Below are 18326 nucleotides of genomic sequence, written 5' to 3'. Positions count from 1 at the left end.
GCCTCAGCCTTCCCGGCGGTTCATGAACGCCAGGCGCTCCAGCAGTTGTACATCGGCCTCGTTCTTGACCAGCGCGCCGTACAGGGGCGGGATGGCCTTTTTGGTGTCGCGGTTGCGCAGAATGTCTTCCGGGATGTCGTCGGCGAGCAGCAGCTTGAGCCAGTCGATCAGTTCGGAGGTGGAGGGCTTTTTCTTCAGGCCCGGCACTTTGCGCAGGTCGAAGAAGATCTCCATGGCCTCTTTCACCAGGGTCTGCTTGATGTCCGGGTAGTGCACATCGACGATCTTCATCATGGTCGCGGCATCCGGGAAGTTGATGTAGTGGAAGAAGCAGCGGCGCAGGAAGGCGTCCGGCAGTTCCTTCTCGTTGTTGGAGGTGATGATCACGATCGGGCGCTGTCTGGCCTTGACCAGGGTCTGTGTCTCGTAGACGTAGAACTCCATGCGATCGAGTTCCTGCAACAGGTCGTTGGGGAATTCGATGTCGGCCTTGTCGATCTCGTCGATCAGCAGTACCACCTGATCCTCGGCTTCGAAGGCTTCCCAGAGCTTGCCCTTTTTCAGGTAGTTGCCGATGTCCTCGACCCCTTCGGCACCAAGCTGGGAGTCACGCAGGCGGGAGACGGCATCGTATTCATACAGGCCCTGCTGGGCCTTGGTGGTCGACTTGATATTCCAGGACAACAGGCGCAGGCCCAGGGAAGCAGCGACCTGCTCGGCCAGCAGGGTCTTGCCGGTGCCCGGCTCGCCCTTGATCAGGAGCGGGCGACGCAGGGCGATAGCGGCGTTGACCGCCATTTTCAGGTCGTCGGTGGCTACGTACTGGTCGGTACCCTGGAACTGCATGCTGACTCTCCGCCTGTGAATGCGTCTGTATAAAGTCCGTTGCGGGGCCGGCTCGGGGCCGCCGCAGGCTGTATTCGGGAGCCTGCTACTGTAACAAGGGGTGGGCCGATGGCAAGACGAAATCCGCTGCAGCGACTGAGCGGTCGGGTCAACCGTGCCGGCAGCCTGTCTCTGTGGAATAATGCCGCCCCATGAACCTGCTGTTACTGCACCCTGAAGACCGCCTGGACGACACCCGCTGGCAGATCTCCGGCCGCCGCGCCGAGCACCTGCGTCGGGTGCGGGCCCTGTTGCCCGGTGAACAGGTGCCGGCCGGGGAATGCGGCGGGCTGCTCGGCCCGGCGACGTTGCTGGAAGACGATGGCGACAGCATGCAGTTTGATTTTCGCGGCACGCACCCTGCCCCGGCACCTTTGCCACTGACTCTGGTGCTGGCGCTGCCCCGCCCCAAAATGCTCAAGCGCATCCTGATTGACGCCACCAGCCTCGGCATCAAGCGCATCGTGTTGCTGAACAGCCACAAGGTGGAAAAAAGTTTCTGGAAAACACCCGAGCTTAAACAGAGCCTGCTGCACGAAAAAATGCTGCTGGGTCTTGAACAGGCCGGCGACACACTCATGCCGGAATTATTGTTGCGCCAGCGTTTCCGTCCGTTTGTGGAAGATGAGTTGCCGGCATTGAGCGAACAGACACAACGGTTGCTGGCGCACCCTGGCGATTATTCGCCGCTCCCTTCCGGACTGAGCACCCCGGTTACGCTCGCGGTCGGACCGGAAGGCGGCTGGACCGGGTATGAAGTCGCGATGCTGCAACAGTGCGGTTTTACCTGCCACAGTCTTGGCCAGCGCATCCTGCGAGTTGAAACTGCCGTGCCGGCGCTGACCGCGCATATCATGCAACTGCCGTGAAAACCCACTGCAAAATCAGTTTTGTTACGCAACACCAACAAACTTCGTAAAATAGTGCGTCGATAAATTAACAAAGCGCAACGCATTGTAATTTTTCATATTATCTCTTGTCTGCGTATTTACCGCATAAGTGTTTACTACCGAAAATATTCCTGTTTCCCCACGGACTGGAACAAGGAATATCGATATGCGCATGAAACTGCTGTCTGCCTGCATCATTGCCACTTCTGCCTTTGGCACAACCTCAGCCTTCGCGGCTGCCCCCAACACGCTGGAGCGTGCCGGCTACATCGGCGGCCAAGGCGCCCGGCTGTGGTATGACGACAAGATCAGCTCTCCGCGTCTGGATGACCATGCGCTGTACGGTGGTCAGATCGGTTATCGCTTCAGCCCACGCTGGTCTACCGAGCTGTCCTACGTGGAAGGCGACACCGAGCGCCGTGGCACGGCCGGCCCGGATTACGATATCGCCCTGCCTCTGATCAGCGGTCGTTTTCACTTCAGTGAAAGCTCCTTCCTCGGCTTTGAACCGTACGCCGGCCTCGCCGCCGGTGAAATGTGGGTAGAAGCCGATGTCAGCGGCAGCGACAAGCACCGTGAAACCATCGCTGCGCCGGAACTGGGCATGCAGGCGCGCCTGTTCCGCAACCTGATGCTGGATATCGGCGCGCGCGCGCCATACAGCATCGACAATGATCGCTGGCACGGCCAGGCCTATGCCGGCCTGAACCTGCTGTTCGGTGTGCGCGAACGAGGCCAGCAGGTCACGCAGCTTGAGCCGACACCACGTGCCGAACCGACACCACCACCGGCGCCAGCGCCCCAACCCCAGGTGGTGCGTCGCCAGGTAAACGAAACCCACACAGCACAGTTTGCGTTTGACGATGCCACCATCAGCGCCAGCAACCGTGCTGACCTGGTGTCTGCCGCGCGGTTCATGAAACAGAATCCGACCACGACCGTGACGCTGGAAGGCCACACCTGCAGCATCGGCCCGGAAGAGTACAACCAGTATCTTTCCGAGCGTCGCGCCCAGGCCGCACGCCAGTTGCTCGTGAACGACGGTATCGAGAGCAGCCGTATCACGGTGGTCGGCAAAGGCGAACGTGAGCCGGTTGCGGACAACAACACCCGCGAGGGACGCGAGAAAAACCGCCGCGTAGAAGCCATCATCAGCGGAACGATTGAAGAGAAACGCTAACCACGTTCGTTCGGGAGAGAAGCCGGCGCCTTCGGGCGCCGGTTTTTTTGTGCCTGTGTACACGGCTCACAGATAAGAACCACAGCTTATTCAGGCAGCAAGGCCAGCATATTTGTCCGCGCAACACCGTCCGCGACGTCCTCCGGCAGTGCATTCAGGAAGGCATCAAACGACCGGATGGTGCTGGCCAGGCTATCGAAGCGCCCGACCAGATCGGAGCCAATCATGAAACGCCCGGGATACGCCTTCACCAGTGCCACCCACTCTTCGTCAGGTTCCCCCTCATCGAGCAGATAGGGCTCCAGCACCGTCCATGACAGGTCGATGTACAGATTGTCGTGTTCTGCCAGCAGTGTGCTGACAATGTCGTGCAAGCCGCTCACCCGTTCCTGGTAACGATGGATTTCCGCGCTGGTGCCGGCATGCGCCCAGATAAAGGTTGTGTCCGGGTTTTTCCCCACGGCTTCCACAAGCTCTTCCAGGTAAATCGGCGCGCGTTCGCGTTTCGAGGTGATGTTGCTGTGCAGGATCACCGGCAGGTTTTCCGCCGCTGCCAGCTCGTACACTTTCATCAGCGCCGGGTGATTGGCGCGTGCGGTTTCGCCTTTGGTAAGCGCGGTCAGGTCATCGTGGCGAGTCAGTATCTCGCCGATGCCTTTCCACAGGCCCGGATGCATGTCGAGCATCAGGCGAATGTGGTTGACGGCATTCATGTCCGTGGGATTGAAACCCGCGATAAAGGGATGCAGCCGCGCCTGTTGCGCCGCCGGACGCTCGAGTATCGCGTCGGCCAGCAATGCATCGGTCGCGCTGTAGTAATACACGGGCGCTTCATCGCCCATGTAGTAGCGCGGCGCTTTCGGCGCCGACTCTTCCCATTTCTTTGCCACGCCCAGCCCCATGATCGCCACATCATGGATATTGCCCTCGTCCATGGCCCGGAACAGCGCATCCATGCCGTCGGTTTCCTGGACAAAGTTCACGTAGTGCAGTTGAGCGTCGCTGTAGACACGGTCAGCCCAGGCACTCCAGGGCGTGGCCAGTGTCAGGGCCAGCAGTGTGGCGGGGAACCGTCGGGTTATCGTCATGCACGCACCTTGCTCGTCTGTTTCGCTTGCTTAAACAGACTCGGTGCCAGCACGAGGGTTCTGCACCCGGTATGGCAGGCGGGTGAAAGATTGCAAAAACGGACACGGCGCGCACCTTCTGGCACGCGCCGTTCTGAGATCAGCGGCGGTAGGGGCTGCGGCGCTTGGTGCGCGGCGGCTTGTCGCCAGCGCGCTGGGTCCGCAGCCGGGCACGGCCATACAGGCCGGTGTACTGCTTGCCCTTGAGGTCCACTTTCTGCGCCAGGCGATCCACTTCTTCCGGGTCCAGATCCATCCAGCGGCCCTGACGCAACTGTGGCGGCAGGGTCAGGTCCCCGAAGCGGATGCGGATCAGCCGCGCCACTTCCAGTTCCTGGGAGGCAAACAGCCGGCGCACTTCGCGATACTTGCCGCCAACCAGCGACACTTTGTACCAGCGGTTGGCGCCCTCTTCCGTGCCCCCGGCATCACCGATGCTCTGGAAGCGCGACATGCCGTCCTCCAGCATTACACCGGCAAGCATGGCGTCGCGTTTTTCCTGGGTCAGTTCGCCATGCACGCGCACGGCGTACTCCCGCACAAAACCGTTGGAGGGGTGCATCAGGCGATGCGCCAGTTCACCGTCGGTGGTGAACAGCAGCAGCCCCGAGGTATTGATATCCAGGCGCCCCACCTGCACCCAGCGGGTGCCTTTCAGGCGCGGCAGGTTATCGAATACGGTCGGGCGGCCTTCCGGGTCATTGCGTGAGCAGACTTCCCCCGGCGGCTTGTGATAGAGAATTACCCGACGCACCATGTCGTCGGCGTCCTGGGTGCGGACAATATGCCCATCCACTCGAATCATGTCCTCTGGTTCGACACGATCGCCCAGCGTGGCGACCTTGCCATTGACGGATACCCGTCCCGCCGAGATCCAGGTTTCCAGCTCTCGGCGAGAGCCCAGCCCGGTACGGGCCAGGACTTTCTGCAGTTTTTCACTCATCGTCTTTTTCGGCTCCAGCGGTGGAGGTCTCTCCGTCCGCTTCAATGGCCTCCTTTGGCGACGCAGGTTTCTTGCGATACTGGCTGTCGAATTCCGCCAGCAGTGCATCCACCTTGTCCATGTCCATCAGGTCGGACTCGTCGATATCCGGCTCTTCTTCCACCAGGCCGTCAAAGCCGGTCTGGACTGGCGGTGCACTACCCTCTCCGGTGTCTTCCTGGCCGCTGGCGCTTTCGTCGTCACCGTCCTGGGCCGGTGCGGCCTCGGGTGGACGGTCGTCCAGTGCCAGTTCCTGATTCAGTTTGTCGAGGTCCTTGATCTCTGCCAGCGACGGCAGGTCTTCCAGGCTCTTCAGGTCGAAGTAGTCGAGGAACTGGCGGGTGGTGGCATACATCGCCGGCCGCCCCGGCACGTCGCGATGTCCGACCACGCGCGCCCAGCCGCGTTCCAGCAACGTCTTGATAATATGCGTGCTCACCGCCACGCCACGGATTTCCTCGATCTCGCCGCGGGTGATCGGTTGCCGGTAGGCCATCAGCGCCAGTGTTTCCAGAATGGCGCGGCTGTAACGCGGCGCCTTTTCCTGCCACAGGCGGCTGACCCAGGGGCCAACCTCCTTGCGCGCCTGGAAACGGAACCCGGAGGCCACTTCGCGCAATTCCACGCCACGTTCGGCGTAGTCTTCCACCAGCTCCTCAAGCAACTTGCCGAGCACGGCCTTGTCGGGCCGGTCCGCCTCGTCAAACAGCATCAGCAATGCGTCGCGGTCCAGCGGGGCATCCGCGGCAAAAATGGCGGCTTCAACAATGCGTTTGATCTGATCCGCTTCCACTGGTGTTACCTCGTTATCCTTTTCCATTCACCGGCTCACGCCGCTGACTGTCCTGTTCATCAATCGTCCGAGGATGTGATCTCGGGCAGTTCGTCCGGGGCGGCCATGTCGTCTTCGCTGAATTCACCTTCCTCCAGCACCAGCGTGCGCGCCTTGATGTGGATCGGTGAAAAGGGCCCGTTCTGGATCAGTTCGATCAGCGAGCCCTTGACCAGTTCCAGCACCGCCAGGAAGGTCACCACCACGCCGGCACGCCCTTCCTCCATCGGAAACAGCGACACGAACGGCACGAACTCGCGGCCTTTGAGCCGGTCCAGTACGTTCGCCATGCGCTCGCGGGTGGACAGTTTTTCGCGCGAGATATGGTGGCTCTCGAACATGTCCGCACGATGCAGCACATCCTTGAACGCCAGCAGCAGTTCGCGCAGGTCGACGTCCGGTTCCGGGCGCTCGCGCACAAAATCGGGGCGCTTGGCCGAGGCGAGGAAGATGTCGCGTTCCAGACGCGGCAGTTCCTCGATGTCTTCGGCGGCCTTCTTGAAACGCTCGTACTCCTGCAGGCGCCGGATCAGTTCAGCGCGCGGGTCGTCCTCTTCCGCTTCTTCCTCGGCTTTCGGGCGCGGCAGCAGCATGCGCGATTTGATCTCGCCGAGCAGCGCCGCCATCACCAGGTATTCCGCCGCCAGCTCGAAGTTCAATGCCTTCATCAGCTCGACGTACTGCATGTACTGCAGGGTAATCTGCGCCACCGGGATATCGAGGATGTCCAGGTTCTGGCGCTTGATCAGGTACAGCAGCAGATCCAGCGGTCCCTCGAAGGCCTCCAGAAACACTTCCAGCGCGTCCGGCGGGATGTACAGGTCATCGGGCAGCTTGGTGATCGCCTGGCCGTACATCAGGCCAAACGGCATTTCGGCCTGGCGCGGGCTTATGGCGCCGGGTGCGCTGGCGGCGGCAACGTCTGTCGCAGCCGTCCCGGCATCGACAGCCTCGCCCTGGGCAATCTCACCGCCGGCTGCCTCGCCTTCGGCAGTCTCATCCTCGGCCGCCACGGCCCCGGCGTCGGTTGTCTCGTCCATCATGCGTGTGCCTCGTCAGTCGCCTCACGGCGGTTCAGCGGTAATTCAGGCCCATTACCGAACGCACTTCCTCGAGTGTGGCACGTGCCGCTTCGCGGGCTTCCTCGCAACCGTCGGCGACAATGCTGCGCACCAGATCAGGGTTGCGGGTGTGCTCTTCCGCGCGGCGACGGATCGGCTCCAGTTCTGCCTGCACGGCTTCCACCACCGGCTTCTTGCAGTCCAGGCAGCCGATCCCGGCCGTGGTGCAACCTTCACGCACCCACTGGCGAGTCTGCTCGTCAGAGTAGATCTGATGCAATTGCCATACCGGACAGTTGTCCGGGTTACCCGGATCGGTGCGGCGCACCCGCGCCGGGTCGGTGGGCATGCGGCGGATTTTCTCGTCCACGCTGTCCGGTTCTTCGCGCAGGCTGATGAAATTGCCATAGGACTTGGACATTTTCTGCCCGTCCAGCCCCGGCATTTTCGACGCCGGCGTCAGCAGTGCCTGGGGCTCCGGCAGGATCACCTTGCCGCCGCCTTCCAGATCACCGAGCAGCCGCTCGCGGTCACCCAGGGTAATGTTCTGCTGGTCCATCACCAGCGCGCGCGCCGTTTCCAGCGCGTTTTCGTCGCCCTGTTCCTGATACTTGCGGCGATTGTCCTGGTACACCTTTGCCTGTTTCTTGCCCATCTTGCGCACTGCTGCGGCAACGGCTTCCTCGAAGCCCGGCTCGCGGCCGTACAGGTGGTTGAAACGGCGCGCCACTTCGCGGGTGATTTCCACGTGCGCCACCTGATCGGCACCCACCGGCACCAGCCCGGCGCGGTACATCAGGATGTCCGCCGACTGCAGCAGCGGGTAGCCGAGGAAACCATAGGTCGCCAGGTCTTTCTCCTTCAGCTTTTCCTGCTGGTCCTTGTAGGTCGGCACGCGTTCCAGCCAGCCCAGCGGCGTCATCATCGACAGCAGCAGGTGCAGTTCAGCATGCTCGGGCACGCGGGACTGGATAAACAGGGTGCAGGAGCCGGGGTTCACACCCGCCGCCAGCCAGTCGATCACCATCTCCCAGACGTTCTGTTCGATACGCTGCGGGTTTTCATATTCGGTGGTCAGGGCATGCCAGTCGGCGACGAAGAAAAAGCACTCGTACTCGTGCTGCAGCCGCACCCAGTTTTTCAGTACGCCGTGGTAGTGACCCAGATGCAGGCGGCCGGTCGGCCGCATCCCTGACAACACGCGCTGAGAGGACACCACAGAACTCAAAACAGACTCCTGAAAAACAACTGACGGGGAGAGCGGCGGTCCGGGACCGCAGCATGGGCCACCCGCGCAGCTCGGCGCGGGGGCGGAAAGGCGCAAGTATACCGGGTTCCGTGAGCTGTGATCTATGCGAGAGGCAGGCTCGCGGTGTAACTGGCGGAGAAATAAGCAACCGGTGCCGGCGGTTCAGAAAATACTGTCCAGCGCCCCGGCGCCCTCGCGCACCACTTCGGGGCCATCGCCATCGACCAGCGAGATCACGGTGGTCTCGGTGACGCCGCCAAAGCCGCCGTCGATGATCAGGTCCACCTGCCCTTCCAGCACGTTGCGCACGTCCAGCGGGTCGGTCAGCGGGAACTCCTCGCCCGGCAACAGCAGGGTCGAGGTCATGATCGGCTCGCCGTGCTCGGCCAGCAGCCCCTGGCAGATGGCGTGCTCCGGGACGCGGATACCGATGGTGCGCTTCTTCGGGTGCATCAGCCGCCGTGGCACTTCATGGGTGCCGCGCAGGATCCAGGTGTAAGGGCCGGGTGTATGGGCCTTGAGCAGCCGGTAATCCGGGTTTTCCACCTTGGCATACAGCGCCAGCACCGACAGGTCCGCGCACAGCAGCGTGAACTGGTGCTTGTCATCCAGCCGGCGCAGGCGGATCAGCCGCTCCAGCGCAGCCTTTTCACCGATACCGCACCCCAGCGCATAGGTGGTGTCGGTGGGGTAAGCGATCAGGCCGCCACCACGCAACACTTCCACGGCCTCGCGCAGCAGGCGTGGCTGGGGGGTGACAGGATGGACGTGCAATACCCTGGTCATGGGGCTCCGGGATCAGTGAACAGGGCCGGCATTGTAGGGCCTGCGCCCGCTCGTCGCGAGCCTTCTGCGGGGTATGGCGTGCTGCCATCAGGCATGGCAGTGATTGGCTGAGGCTATCGGGGCCGTTCAGGCTGCGCGGAACAGCTCCCACACCGGGCGGGCACCTTCCGGCAGCGGCGGCAGCCGGCCGAGTTCCAGCCATTGTTGTGCCGGCGTGTGAAAATCGGAACCACCGGAGGCATAGAGCGGGAAATCACGCAGGCATTCGCGCAGCAGTGCCTGCTGGGCCGGATTCAGGCGCGGCATCGCCACCTCCAGCCCTTCGCCACCGGCGGCGCAGAAATCTGCCAGTAATTGCCGCAGCTTGCGTCGTGTCATGCCATAGCGCACGGGATGGGCCAGTACCGCGACGCCTCCCGTTTCGCGCAGCGCTGCCACGGCCTCTTCGAGGGCGACCCAGGGTGTGCTGACAAAGGCCGACTGGCCCGGCTTGAGGTAGCGGTTGAAGGCATGCTGCTCATCGCGCACCTTGCCGGCAGCCACCAGCATGCGCGCAAACAGCGGCCGGCCCGGCGCATCCGTACCGGCCAGGCTGGCAGCGCGTTCATAGCTGCCGGCCAGGCCGGCGGCCTTGTCCAGCTTGCGGCCAATCTGTTCCGCACGGCGCACCCGCGCCTGCTGCTGGGCTTCAACCAGTGCCAGCAACGCCGGGTGCTCCGCCTGCATGCCCAATCCGACCACGTGCAGTTCGCGATTCCCCCAGCCCACCGACAGCTCGATGCCGGTCACCAGTTCGATGCCCGCCTGGACGGCGGCTGCCCGCGCCTCCGGCAACCCGGCCAGGGTGTCATGGTCGGTCAGCGCCAGTTGCTCTACCCCGGCCGCCGCCGCGCGCGCCACCAGTTCGGCAGGCGTGAGCGTGCCATCGGAGGCAGTGCTGTGACAGTGGAAGTCGTAGCAGGGCGAAGTCATGCGGGGTCCGGGGCTGGTGAATGCGGCCAGCAGCATAGCATGAGCGCGGCGATTTCACCTGTTCACCCAAACGAGCATCCATTACCATCAGGACCTCGCAAACAGGGAGCAGGCATGAAAAAGCTGTTCGACTACCTGCCGGTGATTGTCTTTTTCGGCCTGTATTTCGCCAGCGGCCGGGACATCTATCTGGCCACCTGGGGCATCCTCATCGCCAGCCTGCTGCAGATCGTGCTGGGCTATCTGGTCTGGCGCAAGGTCGAGCGCATGCACCTGCTGGTGTTCGTCGTCACCCTGGTATTCGGCGGCCTGACGCTGCTGCTGCGCGACGAAATGTTCATCAAGTGGCGGCCGACCGTGATCTACGGTGTGCTGGCGGTGGTATTGCTGGCCGGCCAGTTCCTGCGCGAACGCTCGCTGCTGCAACGCATGTGCGAGGCGATGATGATCAGCGGGCTGGGTTATGTGGTGCCGCTGGTGAAGCGTGACTGGACCATCCTCAATATCAGCTTTGTGCTCTACTTCAGTCTGCTTGGCGGCCTGAACATCTATATCGCCTATCACTTCAGCACCGATTTCTGGGTCAATTTCAAGCTGATCGGTTTCACACTGCTGAACCTGGTGTTCTACATGGGCCTGTTCCTGTTCGTGTACAAACGGCTGCCGGAAGAGGAACGCCAGCGCCTGTTCCACGACCGCGCTGCGAAACCGGACACCCGGCAACACGAGGAATGACACGTGTTCTACGCCTTTATCAGTGAAGATGTCGCCGGTACGCTGGCGCAACGCCTGGCCGCACGGCCGGAACATCTGGCCCGCCTGCGACGCCTGCAGGATGAGGGCCGGTTACTGCTGGCCGGGCCGCACCCGGCCATTGATTGCGACGACCCGGGCGAGGCCGGTTTCACCGGCTCGCTGGTGGTGGCGGAATTCCCCAGCCTGGAGGACGCCCAACGCTGGGCCGATGCCGACCCGTACGTGGACGCGGGCGTCTACGCCCGTGTCACTGTGAAACCATTTCGTAAAGTTCTGCCCTGATGTGACCAGGGTCACAACCCGGCAGAAACGCTTTTTTCTACACTGCGCGCGCCTGTGACACGGAGTTCGAATTCATGCGCTTACGGTTTGTTCTTGGTTTTGTCTTTTTCACCGCCCTGTTCACGGGCATGACCCTGCCCGCCACCGCCCGGGCCGCTTCCGGCTGGATTGGCGACAGTATCTACGTGCCGGTGCGTGCCGGCGCCGGCACCGGTTTCCGCATCGTGCACCGGGGCCTGCGCTCCGGCACGCAAGTCGAAGTGCTGAAATGGGACCAGGGTGCTGACTGGGTGCAGATCCGCGTCGGCGATACCGAAGGCTGGGTCGAAGAGCAGTACATGAGCCGCCAGCCGATCGCCCGCATCCAGCTCGAGCGGGCGCAACAGCGCGTGCAGAATCTGGAACGGGAACTGGCCGAGGTACGCAGCGCCCTGGATGAAGCCAGCACCGAACGCGACCGCTTCTCTCAACAGGCCAGTGAACTGAACCAGAACCTGAGCGCACGCGGTGAAGAACTGGAGCAACTGCAGCAGGTGGCCGCCGATCCTCTGCGCCTGGATCGCGCCAACCGCAAGCTCAATGAAGACCTGAGCCTGCTGCGCACGGAACTGGATCAGGTCAAGGCGGAAAACGCCCTGCTGCGCAACGACCGCACCTTCCAGGGCTGGATGTTTGCCCTGCTCACCATCTTCGGCGGCATGACGCTGGGCTGGTATTTCAAATCCCGCGCCAGTCGCCAGCGCACAAGCTGGGTCTGACAACCGACGGGCGGGGCCACTCTGGCAGGAGGTTGTTCAGCAGCCTGCCAGGCCCGCCCTACCAGATCCCGAACAGTGTCTCGACCCGGAACACGATGCCGGTGGTGGTATCGAAGTCCCGCTCGCGCGGCCACAGCAGATAGGGTTCCAGTTCATAGAAGAACCAGGGCCGCCAGATATTGCGGCGATAAGTGACGCCGGCGCGGTAGTTTTCCACGCGGGTATTCGGGCGGGTAAAGCCGTCCATACTGACCAGATAACGCAGCGCTTCGCGCCGATTCAGTTCCACACCGAGCACCGCACTCTGCTGCCAGCGCCAGCCACGCCCTTCCTGAATATTCTCTTCGCTGATCTCGACAAAACTGGTGCTGCGGAACAGGCGGTGCCGGGACAGGGGCCGGTCGAAATCCACCACGGTGCGGCTGCGCCAGCCCTTCAGGTCCCGCCAGTCCACCGTTTCTTCCAGCCGGGCTGACCAGTATTCCGAGACCTGCCGCTGCTGCCGGTAGCGGCCGCGCCAGTACAGCTTGATATCCGAGCGCACACCGACGTCCATGTCGATATCCATATTGTCGGCGGTCGCCAGCACCCAGCGCAGGCCGGCCCGGGCGGCATTGTCCTCGTTGTCGCCGGTGGTCTCCGGCGAACCCTGCAGGCCGGCGTTCTCATCCTCGAATTCCCGTTCACTGGCCAGCACCAGGCTCAGCCGGTGTTCCAGATTTGGCAGATGGACGCGCACCCGAAAGCGCACGTCACTGTCACGCTCGCCGTCATCGCGAAACAACTGCGCCCCCACCACCCGCACTGACGTGCCGGCCACGCCGCGGCTCTGGTCATCGGCGTCACCAAACACGCCGTCCAGCCACTGGGTCGGCCAGCACAGGCCTCGGGAAAACGCATGGTGGGCGCGGTCGACCCATTGCAGTTCACCGCTTTCCCAGGGATCACAATCCACCGGCACGCGGTAGACCTCGCCAGTGTCGTCGGTTTCCAGCAGCACGGTACCATCCGGCTGTTCGATCCAGCCTTCCGGGTCGTCGAGTTCAGGGTCTTCCGGGAGTTCGATGACTTCAGGCGCCACAGCAGGGGGAGCCATGGCTGGCTCGGTGGGGACCGCCTCCACAGGCGGGGGCAGGTCATCGGCGCGAGCAATGACGGCCAGCACCAGCAGACAGACGACGCTGCACAGCGCAGACACTGCGCGGCGCACGCCACGCGGCGGCCCGGCATACCGGCATATCGGCTGGCTGCGCTGTGCGCTCCCTGCACACAGGGCTCTTCCCGCGTGATGCACTACTGCTCTACCTGCTCCATTGTTACCGCGAGCATAAGCGGGGACGGCGCGGCGGAGCCAGCCGGTGCCGGTAAAATCTGCGGGCAGGCCCGCAGATTTTACCGGTGCATCACACTTCGCCGGGCATTACATTGCCGCACCGATCTGCATCAGCGCCTGAATGTCGTCATCGCTGAAACCGTGCTCGGCCAGCACTTCACGCGTGTGCGCACCCGGCATGCCACCCGCAAAACGGTATTCCGGTGCCGTGGCGGAAAACTTGAACGGCGAGGCGACCTGACGCTGAGTGCCCTCCCCGGCCGGCACTTCCACCACCATGCCACGCGCCTTGAGCTGTGGGTGTTCAGCCGCCTCGGACAGCGACAGCACGGGCTCCACGCAGGCATCCACGCCGGCAAAAATGGCAGACCATTCGTCGAAGCTCTTTTCCTTCATGGCGGCACGGATTTCCGCCTTCACCTCGGCAACAATGTCCGGTGCCATGGCCAGTCCCTTTGTTGCCAGGTGCGGGCGACCAATCGCCTGACAGAACTGCAGGAAGAACTGCGGCTCCAGCCCCGCCACCGAGAACCAGCGGCCATCACGGGTTTCGTAGCAGTCATAGAAGGAGCCGCCATTGAGCTGGGTACGCTCCAGCACCGGGTCTTCGCCGGCAATCAGGGCCTGCGGTGCGGTCAGCGCGTGCAGGCTGAACGCCGCGTCGGTCATGGAAATATCGATATGCTGGCCTTCGCCGGTGGCCTGGCGATGGATCACCGCCGCCAGGATCGCCATCACCGCATGGCAGGAGCCACCGGCGATGTCCGCCGCCTGCAGGGCCATCGGTGCCGGGCCGCTGTCGCGGCGGCCGTTGTAGGCGGTCATGCCGGCAATCGCCAGGTAATTCAGGTCATGGCCGGCACGGTCACGGTACGGGCCGTCCTGGCCGTAGCCGGTGATGGAACAGTAGATCAGGCCCGGGTTGATCTCGCGCAGCGCCTCGTAGCCCACGCCCAGACGGTTCATCACGCCAGGGCGGAACTGCTCGACGATGATGTCGTAGTCCTGTACCAGCCGGTGGATCACCGCCACTGCCTCCGGCTTTTTCAGGTCCAGTGCCAGCGAACGCTTGGAGCGGTTCAGATAGCCATGCACAGCGGAAATGCCGCCGGCCATCGGCGGCAGCATGCGGACCATATCCGGCCGGGTAGGCGACTCGACACGCAGCACCTGGGCGCCGAGATCGGCCAGTATCAGGGTGCCGAACGGCCCCGGCAGCAGCGTACTGAAATCGAGCACTTTGAGCGTGGAAAGCGGACCGGCCATGGCATGCCTCTTTGATGGGTGGGGATTCAGGTTCCCGGGCAGCATAGGCAGCACGCCGCCCGGCGCCAATGACGGGGCTGCTCAAAATCCTGACCGGAGCGACCAGACAGTCCCCTGCCGGCCGGGACAGCCCCGGGCTTTTCCGCTAGGATTGCCGCTCCCTGGACTTTCTATACAACTGCATGAACATCTGGAACTACATCCGTGCACCCCTGGTTCTGCTGGGCATCCTCCTCAACACCGTGGTCATGGTGATCCCGCTCTATCTGTTCACCCTGGCCCGGATGGCGATCCGCCACGAGCGCACACAGATTGCCCTGGCCCGGGTGCTGGTGCGCATCGCCGAATCCTGGATGTGGGTCAACAACACCCTGATCGGCCTGATCAGCCGCCCGCGCTGGCAGATCGAGGGCCTTGAGGGGTTGAGCAAAGACCAGTGGTATCTGGTCACCAGCAACCACCAGTCCTGGGCCGACATCCTGGTGCTGCAGAAGGTGTTCAACCGCCGCATCCCGATGCTGAAATTCTTCCTCAAACAGGAGCTGATCCGCGTGCCGTTGCTGGGCCACGCCTGGTGGGCGCTGGATTTCCCGTTCATGAAACGGCACACCCGCGAAGAGATCGAGCGCGATCCGTCCCTGAAAGGCAAGGACCTGGAGACCACCCGCAAAGCGTGCGAGAAATTCGCCCATTTCCCGACCTCGGTGATGAATTTCTTCGAGGGCACCCGTTTCACCCAGGCCAAGCACGACCAGCAGCAGTCCCCGTACCAGCACCTGCTCAAGCCCAAGGCCGGTGGCACCGCGTTCGCACTCGGCGCCATGGGCGGCAAGCTCGGCACCCTGCTGGACGTGACCATCGTCTACCCGCAAGGCGTCTCGCGCAGCCTGATGGCCTTCCTCGGCGGTGCCATCCGCGATATCCAGATCATCATCCGGCCACGCCCCATCCCGGAGTGGGCCTCGCAGGGTGACTATGAAAACGACCCCGCCTTCCGCGCCCGTTTCCAGGCATGGATCAGCGACCTCTGGGCCGAAAAAGACGCCTTGCTGCAGGCGCGCCTGGCCCGCTGACCTCTCCACCGACCGCGCCGGGGGCTGTTGTCCCCCGGCACGGGATCGCTATCATGTCCCGCATGCCGCACCGCCATCCGGTTGATCGCGGCAGCGGCCCGCACACACCGTAACGGCTGTGTTGCACAGCCCGCCGGGGGTATGATGCGGGCCCATATACGCTACATCATCGCGGCGCCCCGCCCGGCGCCGACAGCAGGGGATATCAATGCTGGGCAAACTTTTCCGACCGCGCTGGCAGCACCAGAATGCTGCCCAGCGCCTGCGCGCCATTCACGAACTGTCCCTGGACGATCCACAAAGCGGCCATGTCCTCGCCACCCTCGCACGCGGTGACAGCGACAGCGAGGTCCGCGCTGCGGCAGCCGGGCGCCTGCCTGACCTGAAACTGCTTGATCACCTGATCAGCCAAGACACCAGCGACACCGTGCGCACCGCCGCTGCAGAACAACTGCACCGGCTGCTGGCCGGCCTGGCCGAACACTGCCCGGCGCTGGACAACCGCCTGCGCCTGGTCCAACTCACGGACAATCAGGGCACGCTGCTGTATGTCGCCCGGCAAAGCCCGGATGCCGCCTGCCGGCTGGCCGCCACCGAACGCCTGACCGACCCGGCCGCCCTGCTGGAACTGGCGCTGCATGGCCAGGACCCGGCCCAGCGCATCAGCGCCGCCGAACGTATCCAGGACGCCACCACCCTGCGCCAACTGGTGCGCGAAGGCCGAGACAAACGCGTACAACAAAGCGCCCGTGAAAAACTGCGCGAGCACCAGCAGGCCGCCCAGGCCAGCGAAGAACGCCAGCGCGCCCGCGACGCCATCCTGGCGGAAATCACCCAGCACGCCGGCCGCCAGATCGACAACCTGTACGGCCCCCGTTTGGCGCAGCTACGCCAGCAATGGCAGCAGGCCAGCGAAGGGGCCAGTGGCGAAGCACAGCGCCACTTCAACGAACAGGCCGCCCGCTGCGACGCACTGCTCGCCGCCCGCGAACAGGCGCAGGCCGAGCAGGCCCGCAAAGAGACACTGCACACCGAACAGCAGGCAGCCATCGACGGCCTGCTGGCACTGCGCGGCGAACTCACCGCAGAAGTGTTCGACAGCCATCTGGGCAGCCTGCGTGCCGCTGTGGCCATGCAAACCCGCCGCTGGCAGGCCGCCACTGAAGAGCATCCCGCCGACGCGCAGACCCAGGCGCGCTACACCGGCGTGCTGGAGGGCTGGCAACTGCTGCTTGCCGCCGCCGATGAGCTGCAGACCCGCCAGCAGGAACTGGCTGACCTGTGCACCGCCTTGCAGGCCGGCAATGGCGACGACACCCTGCTCGCCGAGGCACGACAATGGCTGGCGCAATGGCCGGCCGATGCACCACGCCCGTCGCTACTGGTCAGCCTCGCCGACCAGTTGACCCTGGCACAACCGGCCCGCGAGCCAGTACGCGAAAAACGCGAGGCCCGCCGCGCACCGCGCAGTAGTGAACAGGAAGCCCTGGACAATCTGCTCGGCGCCGTGCAACGGGAACTGCGCCAGCGCAACCTGCGCCACGCCAACCGCCTCTGGCACAAGGCCGAAGCGCTGCTGGCCGAGCACCCGGACAGCAGCCGCGCCGCGCGCATGGAAAAACTGCGTCCGGAGCTGGACGAATTGCGCGACTGGCACGCATTCGCCGCCGAACCGAAGAAAGACGACCTGTGCGCCCGCATGGAAGCACTGGCCAGTGAAGCCATGGACGCGGAAGAAAAAGCCACCGCCATCCAGGCACTGCATGACGAATGGCGCAGCCTGATGTCCTCCAACCAGGACATTGACCAGGCGCTGTGGGAACGCTTCAAGGCCGCGTCCGATATCGCCTACGAACCCTGCCGCGAACACTTTCGCGAACAGGACGCCGAGCGTGCTGCCAATCTGGCCAAACGCGCTGCGCTGTGCGATCAGCTCGACGCCCTGCTCGCCAGCCAGGCCCAGCATCCGGAGCAGACCGACTGGCCGGCGCTGTTCGAGATCCGCCGCCAGGCACCGCAGGAGTTCCGCGAATACCAGCCGGTACGCTTTACTGACGCACGCGGCATCAGCCGTCGTTTCAGCCAGCTATTGAGCACACTGGACGAACGGCTCGAACAGGCCAGCGCCCGGCACGGCGAGCTGCTGGAACAATACTGCGTGCAGGTCGAGCAATTGCTTGAACAGAGCGACCTGCGCACTGCCACCGATCAGGCGCGGCAACTGCAACAACAATGGAAACACACCGGCTGGGTGCACCCGCAGCGCTATCGCGGCCTGCACAAGCGCTTCCGCAAGGCCTGCGACGCCCTGTTCGGCCGCCAGCAGGCCGAGCGCGACGCGCAGCGCCAGCAGCACGCACAGGACAAACAGATGCTGGCTGCCGCGCTGGAACAATTTGGCGCCGCCCTGCCGACGCTGGACAGCGCGGCCCTGCGCGAACAGATACAGGCACTGGAAGCCCTGCCCTGCCCGCGCCGCGAACAGCATCTGCTGAAACAGCGCGACCAGCTGCTGCAACAGGCCCGCGCCACCCTGGCGGCATGGCCGAAACGCCAGCGCTGGCAAAAACTCAGCGAGCGCGTGGCGGCTGCACCGGACAGCGACACGGACGACACCGCCCAGCGCGAACTGGCCGTGGCGCTGGAAGTGAGTGCGGATGTGGAAAGCCCGGCGGATGCACGCGAAGAACGCATGCGCTGGCAACTGGAAAAACTGCCGCAGGCAATGAAGCGCGCCAACCCGGACCGGCTGGAAGAATGCGCACGGCTGCTCGACGACGCCGAGGCGCTGCTGGCAGCAGGCCTGCATCCGGTCATCCGCAGTCGTCTGCAACAGGCGCTGGCGCGCCTGGCTCCCTGACAACACCACCCGCTCACCGGCCCCACCGGTGAGC

17 protein-coding genes are annotated in these 18326 nt (G+C 63.8%); 7 read left to right on the top strand and 10 right to left on the bottom strand.

What is annotated here, in order from left to right:
• Nucleotides 1-3: 3 nt before the first annotated feature.
• Nucleotides 4-846: an AAA family ATPase gene (locus tag S7S_RS07775; protein WP_008735744.1), complete on the bottom strand. Its 843-nt coding sequence runs from the start codon at nucleotides 844-846 to the stop codon at nucleotides 4-6.
• Between the two features lie 191 nt (nucleotides 847-1037).
• Here S7S_RS07775 and S7S_RS07770 point away from each other — a divergent pair, with 191 nt between their 5' ends.
• Both S7S_RS07770 and S7S_RS18840 read left to right on the top strand, forming a co-directional pair.
• Nucleotides 1038-1754: a 16S rRNA (uracil(1498)-N(3))-methyltransferase gene (locus S7S_RS07770; protein ID WP_008735743.1), complete on the top strand. Its 717-nt coding sequence runs from the start codon at nucleotides 1038-1040 to the stop codon at nucleotides 1752-1754.
• A gap of 187 nt (nucleotides 1755-1941) precedes the next feature.
• On the top strand, nucleotides 1942-2955 hold the full coding sequence (locus tag S7S_RS18840) for an OmpA family protein (protein ID WP_008735737.1): 1014 nt from the start codon (nucleotides 1942-1944) through the stop codon (nucleotides 2953-2955).
• Nucleotides 2956-3041: 86 nt separating this feature from the next.
• On the opposite strand, the gene S7S_RS07760 is transcribed toward S7S_RS18840, so the two are convergent.
• The 7 genes from S7S_RS07760 to S7S_RS07730 form a co-directional block, all read right to left on the bottom strand.
• A complete protein-coding gene (locus S7S_RS07760) occupies nucleotides 3042-4043 on the bottom strand; it encodes an amidohydrolase family protein (RefSeq protein ID WP_008735735.1) in 1002 nt (333 codons plus the stop codon).
• A gap of 139 nt (nucleotides 4044-4182) precedes the next feature.
• Nucleotides 4183-5025, bottom strand: a complete 843-nt coding sequence (gene rluB / locus S7S_RS07755) for a 23S rRNA pseudouridine(2605) synthase RluB (RefSeq protein WP_008735733.1) — start codon at nucleotides 5023-5025, stop codon at nucleotides 4183-4185.
• Entirely contained in the window at nucleotides 5018-5884 is an 867-nt protein-coding gene (scpB, locus tag S7S_RS07750) for an SMC-Scp complex subunit ScpB (protein WP_008735730.1), read from the bottom strand. Before scpB ends, rluB begins: the two co-directional genes overlap by 8 nt.
• A gap of 32 nt (nucleotides 5885-5916) precedes the next feature.
• Nucleotides 5917-6939, bottom strand: coding sequence for a segregation and condensation protein A (locus S7S_RS07745; RefSeq protein ID WP_008735728.1), 1023 nt, complete (start codon nucleotides 6937-6939; stop codon nucleotides 5917-5919).
• Between the two features lie 31 nt (nucleotides 6940-6970).
• Nucleotides 6971-8185, bottom strand: a complete 1215-nt coding sequence (locus S7S_RS07740; RefSeq protein WP_082027665.1) for a tryptophan--tRNA ligase — start codon at nucleotides 8183-8185, stop codon at nucleotides 6971-6973.
• 183 nt (nucleotides 8186-8368) lie between these two features.
• The gene (locus S7S_RS07735) at nucleotides 8369-8992 is read right to left on the bottom strand and encodes an L-threonylcarbamoyladenylate synthase (RefSeq protein ID WP_008735724.1); all 624 of its coding nucleotides are present in this window, start codon (nucleotides 8990-8992) and stop codon (nucleotides 8369-8371) included.
• Nucleotides 8993-9118: 126 nt separating this feature from the next.
• Entirely contained in the window at nucleotides 9119-9964 is an 846-nt protein-coding gene (locus tag S7S_RS07730; protein ID WP_035204238.1) for a PHP domain-containing protein, read from the bottom strand.
• Nucleotides 9965-10078: 114 nt separating this feature from the next.
• Between S7S_RS07730 and S7S_RS07725 the strand changes: the two genes are divergently transcribed.
• The 3 genes from S7S_RS07725 to S7S_RS07715 all read left to right on the top strand — a co-directional run bounded on the left by S7S_RS07725 (nucleotide 10079) and on the right by S7S_RS07715 (nucleotide 11760).
• The gene (locus tag S7S_RS07725) at nucleotides 10079-10699 is read left to right on the top strand and encodes an inner membrane-spanning protein YciB (RefSeq protein ID WP_008735720.1); all 621 of its coding nucleotides are present in this window, start codon (nucleotides 10079-10081) and stop codon (nucleotides 10697-10699) included.
• A gap of 3 nt (nucleotides 10700-10702) precedes the next feature.
• Entirely contained in the window at nucleotides 10703-11002 is a 300-nt protein-coding gene (locus S7S_RS07720; protein WP_008735718.1) for a YciI family protein, read from the top strand.
• A gap of 74 nt (nucleotides 11003-11076) precedes the next feature.
• Nucleotides 11077-11760, top strand: coding sequence for a TIGR04211 family SH3 domain-containing protein (locus tag S7S_RS07715; protein WP_008735716.1), 684 nt, complete (start codon nucleotides 11077-11079; stop codon nucleotides 11758-11760).
• 58 nt (nucleotides 11761-11818) lie between these two features.
• On the opposite strand, the gene S7S_RS07710 is transcribed toward S7S_RS07715, so the two are convergent.
• Nucleotides 11819-12856: a hypothetical protein gene (locus S7S_RS07710; protein ID WP_144401618.1), complete on the bottom strand. Its 1038-nt coding sequence runs from the start codon at nucleotides 12854-12856 to the stop codon at nucleotides 11819-11821.
• A gap of 324 nt (nucleotides 12857-13180) precedes the next feature.
• On the bottom strand, nucleotides 13181-14359 hold the full coding sequence (locus S7S_RS07705) for a CaiB/BaiF CoA transferase family protein (protein WP_008735712.1): 1179 nt from the start codon (nucleotides 14357-14359) through the stop codon (nucleotides 13181-13183).
• 182 nt (nucleotides 14360-14541) lie between these two features.
• On the opposite strand from S7S_RS07705, the gene S7S_RS07700 reads away from it, so the two are divergent.
• The gene (locus tag S7S_RS07700) at nucleotides 14542-15432 is read left to right on the top strand and encodes an acyltransferase (RefSeq protein ID WP_008735710.1); all 891 of its coding nucleotides are present in this window, start codon (nucleotides 14542-14544) and stop codon (nucleotides 15430-15432) included.
• Nucleotides 15433-15640: 208 nt separating this feature from the next.
• Entirely contained in the window at nucleotides 15641-18292 is a 2652-nt protein-coding gene (locus tag S7S_RS07695; protein WP_008735709.1) for a DUF349 domain-containing protein, read from the top strand.
• The last annotated feature ends 34 nt before the right edge of the window (nucleotides 18293-18326 follow it).

The organism is Isoalcanivorax pacificus W11-5 (assembly GCF_000299335.2).
In the GTDB taxonomy this organism is placed as follows: Bacteria; Pseudomonadota; Gammaproteobacteria; order Pseudomonadales; family Alcanivoracaceae; genus Isoalcanivorax; species Isoalcanivorax pacificus.
This window is presented reverse-complemented; position numbering and strand designations above follow the sequence as displayed.

What these genes read in the sequence shown, in the direction of transcription:
- S7S_RS07775 (WP_008735744.1), bottom strand. Translation starts at nt 846, where the DNA reads ATGCAGTTCCAGGGTACCGACCAGTACGTAGCCACCGACGACCTGAAA.
- S7S_RS07770 (WP_008735743.1), top strand. Translation starts at nt 1,038, where the DNA reads ATGAACCTGCTGTTACTGCACCCTGAAGACCGCCTGGACGACACCCGC.
- S7S_RS18840 (WP_008735737.1), top strand. Translation starts at nt 1,942, where the DNA reads ATGCGCATGAAACTGCTGTCTGCCTGCATCATTGCCACTTCTGCCTTT.
- S7S_RS07760 (WP_008735735.1), bottom strand. Translation starts at nt 4,043, where the DNA reads ATGACGATAACCCGACGGTTCCCCGCCACACTGCTGGCCCTGACACTG.
- rluB (WP_008735733.1), bottom strand. Translation starts at nt 5,025, where the DNA reads ATGAGTGAAAAACTGCAGAAAGTCCTGGCCCGTACCGGGCTGGGCTCT.
- scpB (WP_008735730.1), bottom strand. Translation starts at nt 5,884, where the DNA reads ATGGAAAAGGATAACGAGGTAACACCAGTGGAAGCGGATCAGATCAAA.
- S7S_RS07745 (WP_008735728.1), bottom strand. Translation starts at nt 6,939, where the DNA reads ATGATGGACGAGACAACCGACGCCGGGGCCGTGGCGGCCGAGGATGAG.
- S7S_RS07735 (WP_008735724.1), bottom strand. Translation starts at nt 8,992, where the DNA reads ATGACCAGGGTATTGCACGTCCATCCTGTCACCCCCCAGCCACGCCTG.
- S7S_RS07730 (WP_035204238.1), bottom strand. Translation starts at nt 9,964, where the DNA reads ATGACTTCGCCCTGCTACGACTTCCACTGTCACAGCACTGCCTCCGAT.
- S7S_RS07725 (WP_008735720.1), top strand. Translation starts at nt 10,079, where the DNA reads ATGAAAAAGCTGTTCGACTACCTGCCGGTGATTGTCTTTTTCGGCCTG.
- S7S_RS07715 (WP_008735716.1), top strand. Translation starts at nt 11,077, where the DNA reads ATGCGCTTACGGTTTGTTCTTGGTTTTGTCTTTTTCACCGCCCTGTTC.
- S7S_RS07710 (WP_144401618.1), bottom strand. Translation starts at nt 12,856, where the DNA reads ATGGCTCCCCCTGCTGTGGCGCCTGAAGTCATCGAACTCCCGGAAGAC.
- S7S_RS07705 (WP_008735712.1), bottom strand. Translation starts at nt 14,359, where the DNA reads ATGGCCGGTCCGCTTTCCACGCTCAAAGTGCTCGATTTCAGTACGCTG.
- S7S_RS07700 (WP_008735710.1), top strand. Translation starts at nt 14,542, where the DNA reads ATGAACATCTGGAACTACATCCGTGCACCCCTGGTTCTGCTGGGCATC.
- S7S_RS07695 (WP_008735709.1), top strand. Translation starts at nt 15,641, where the DNA reads ATGCTGGGCAAACTTTTCCGACCGCGCTGGCAGCACCAGAATGCTGCC.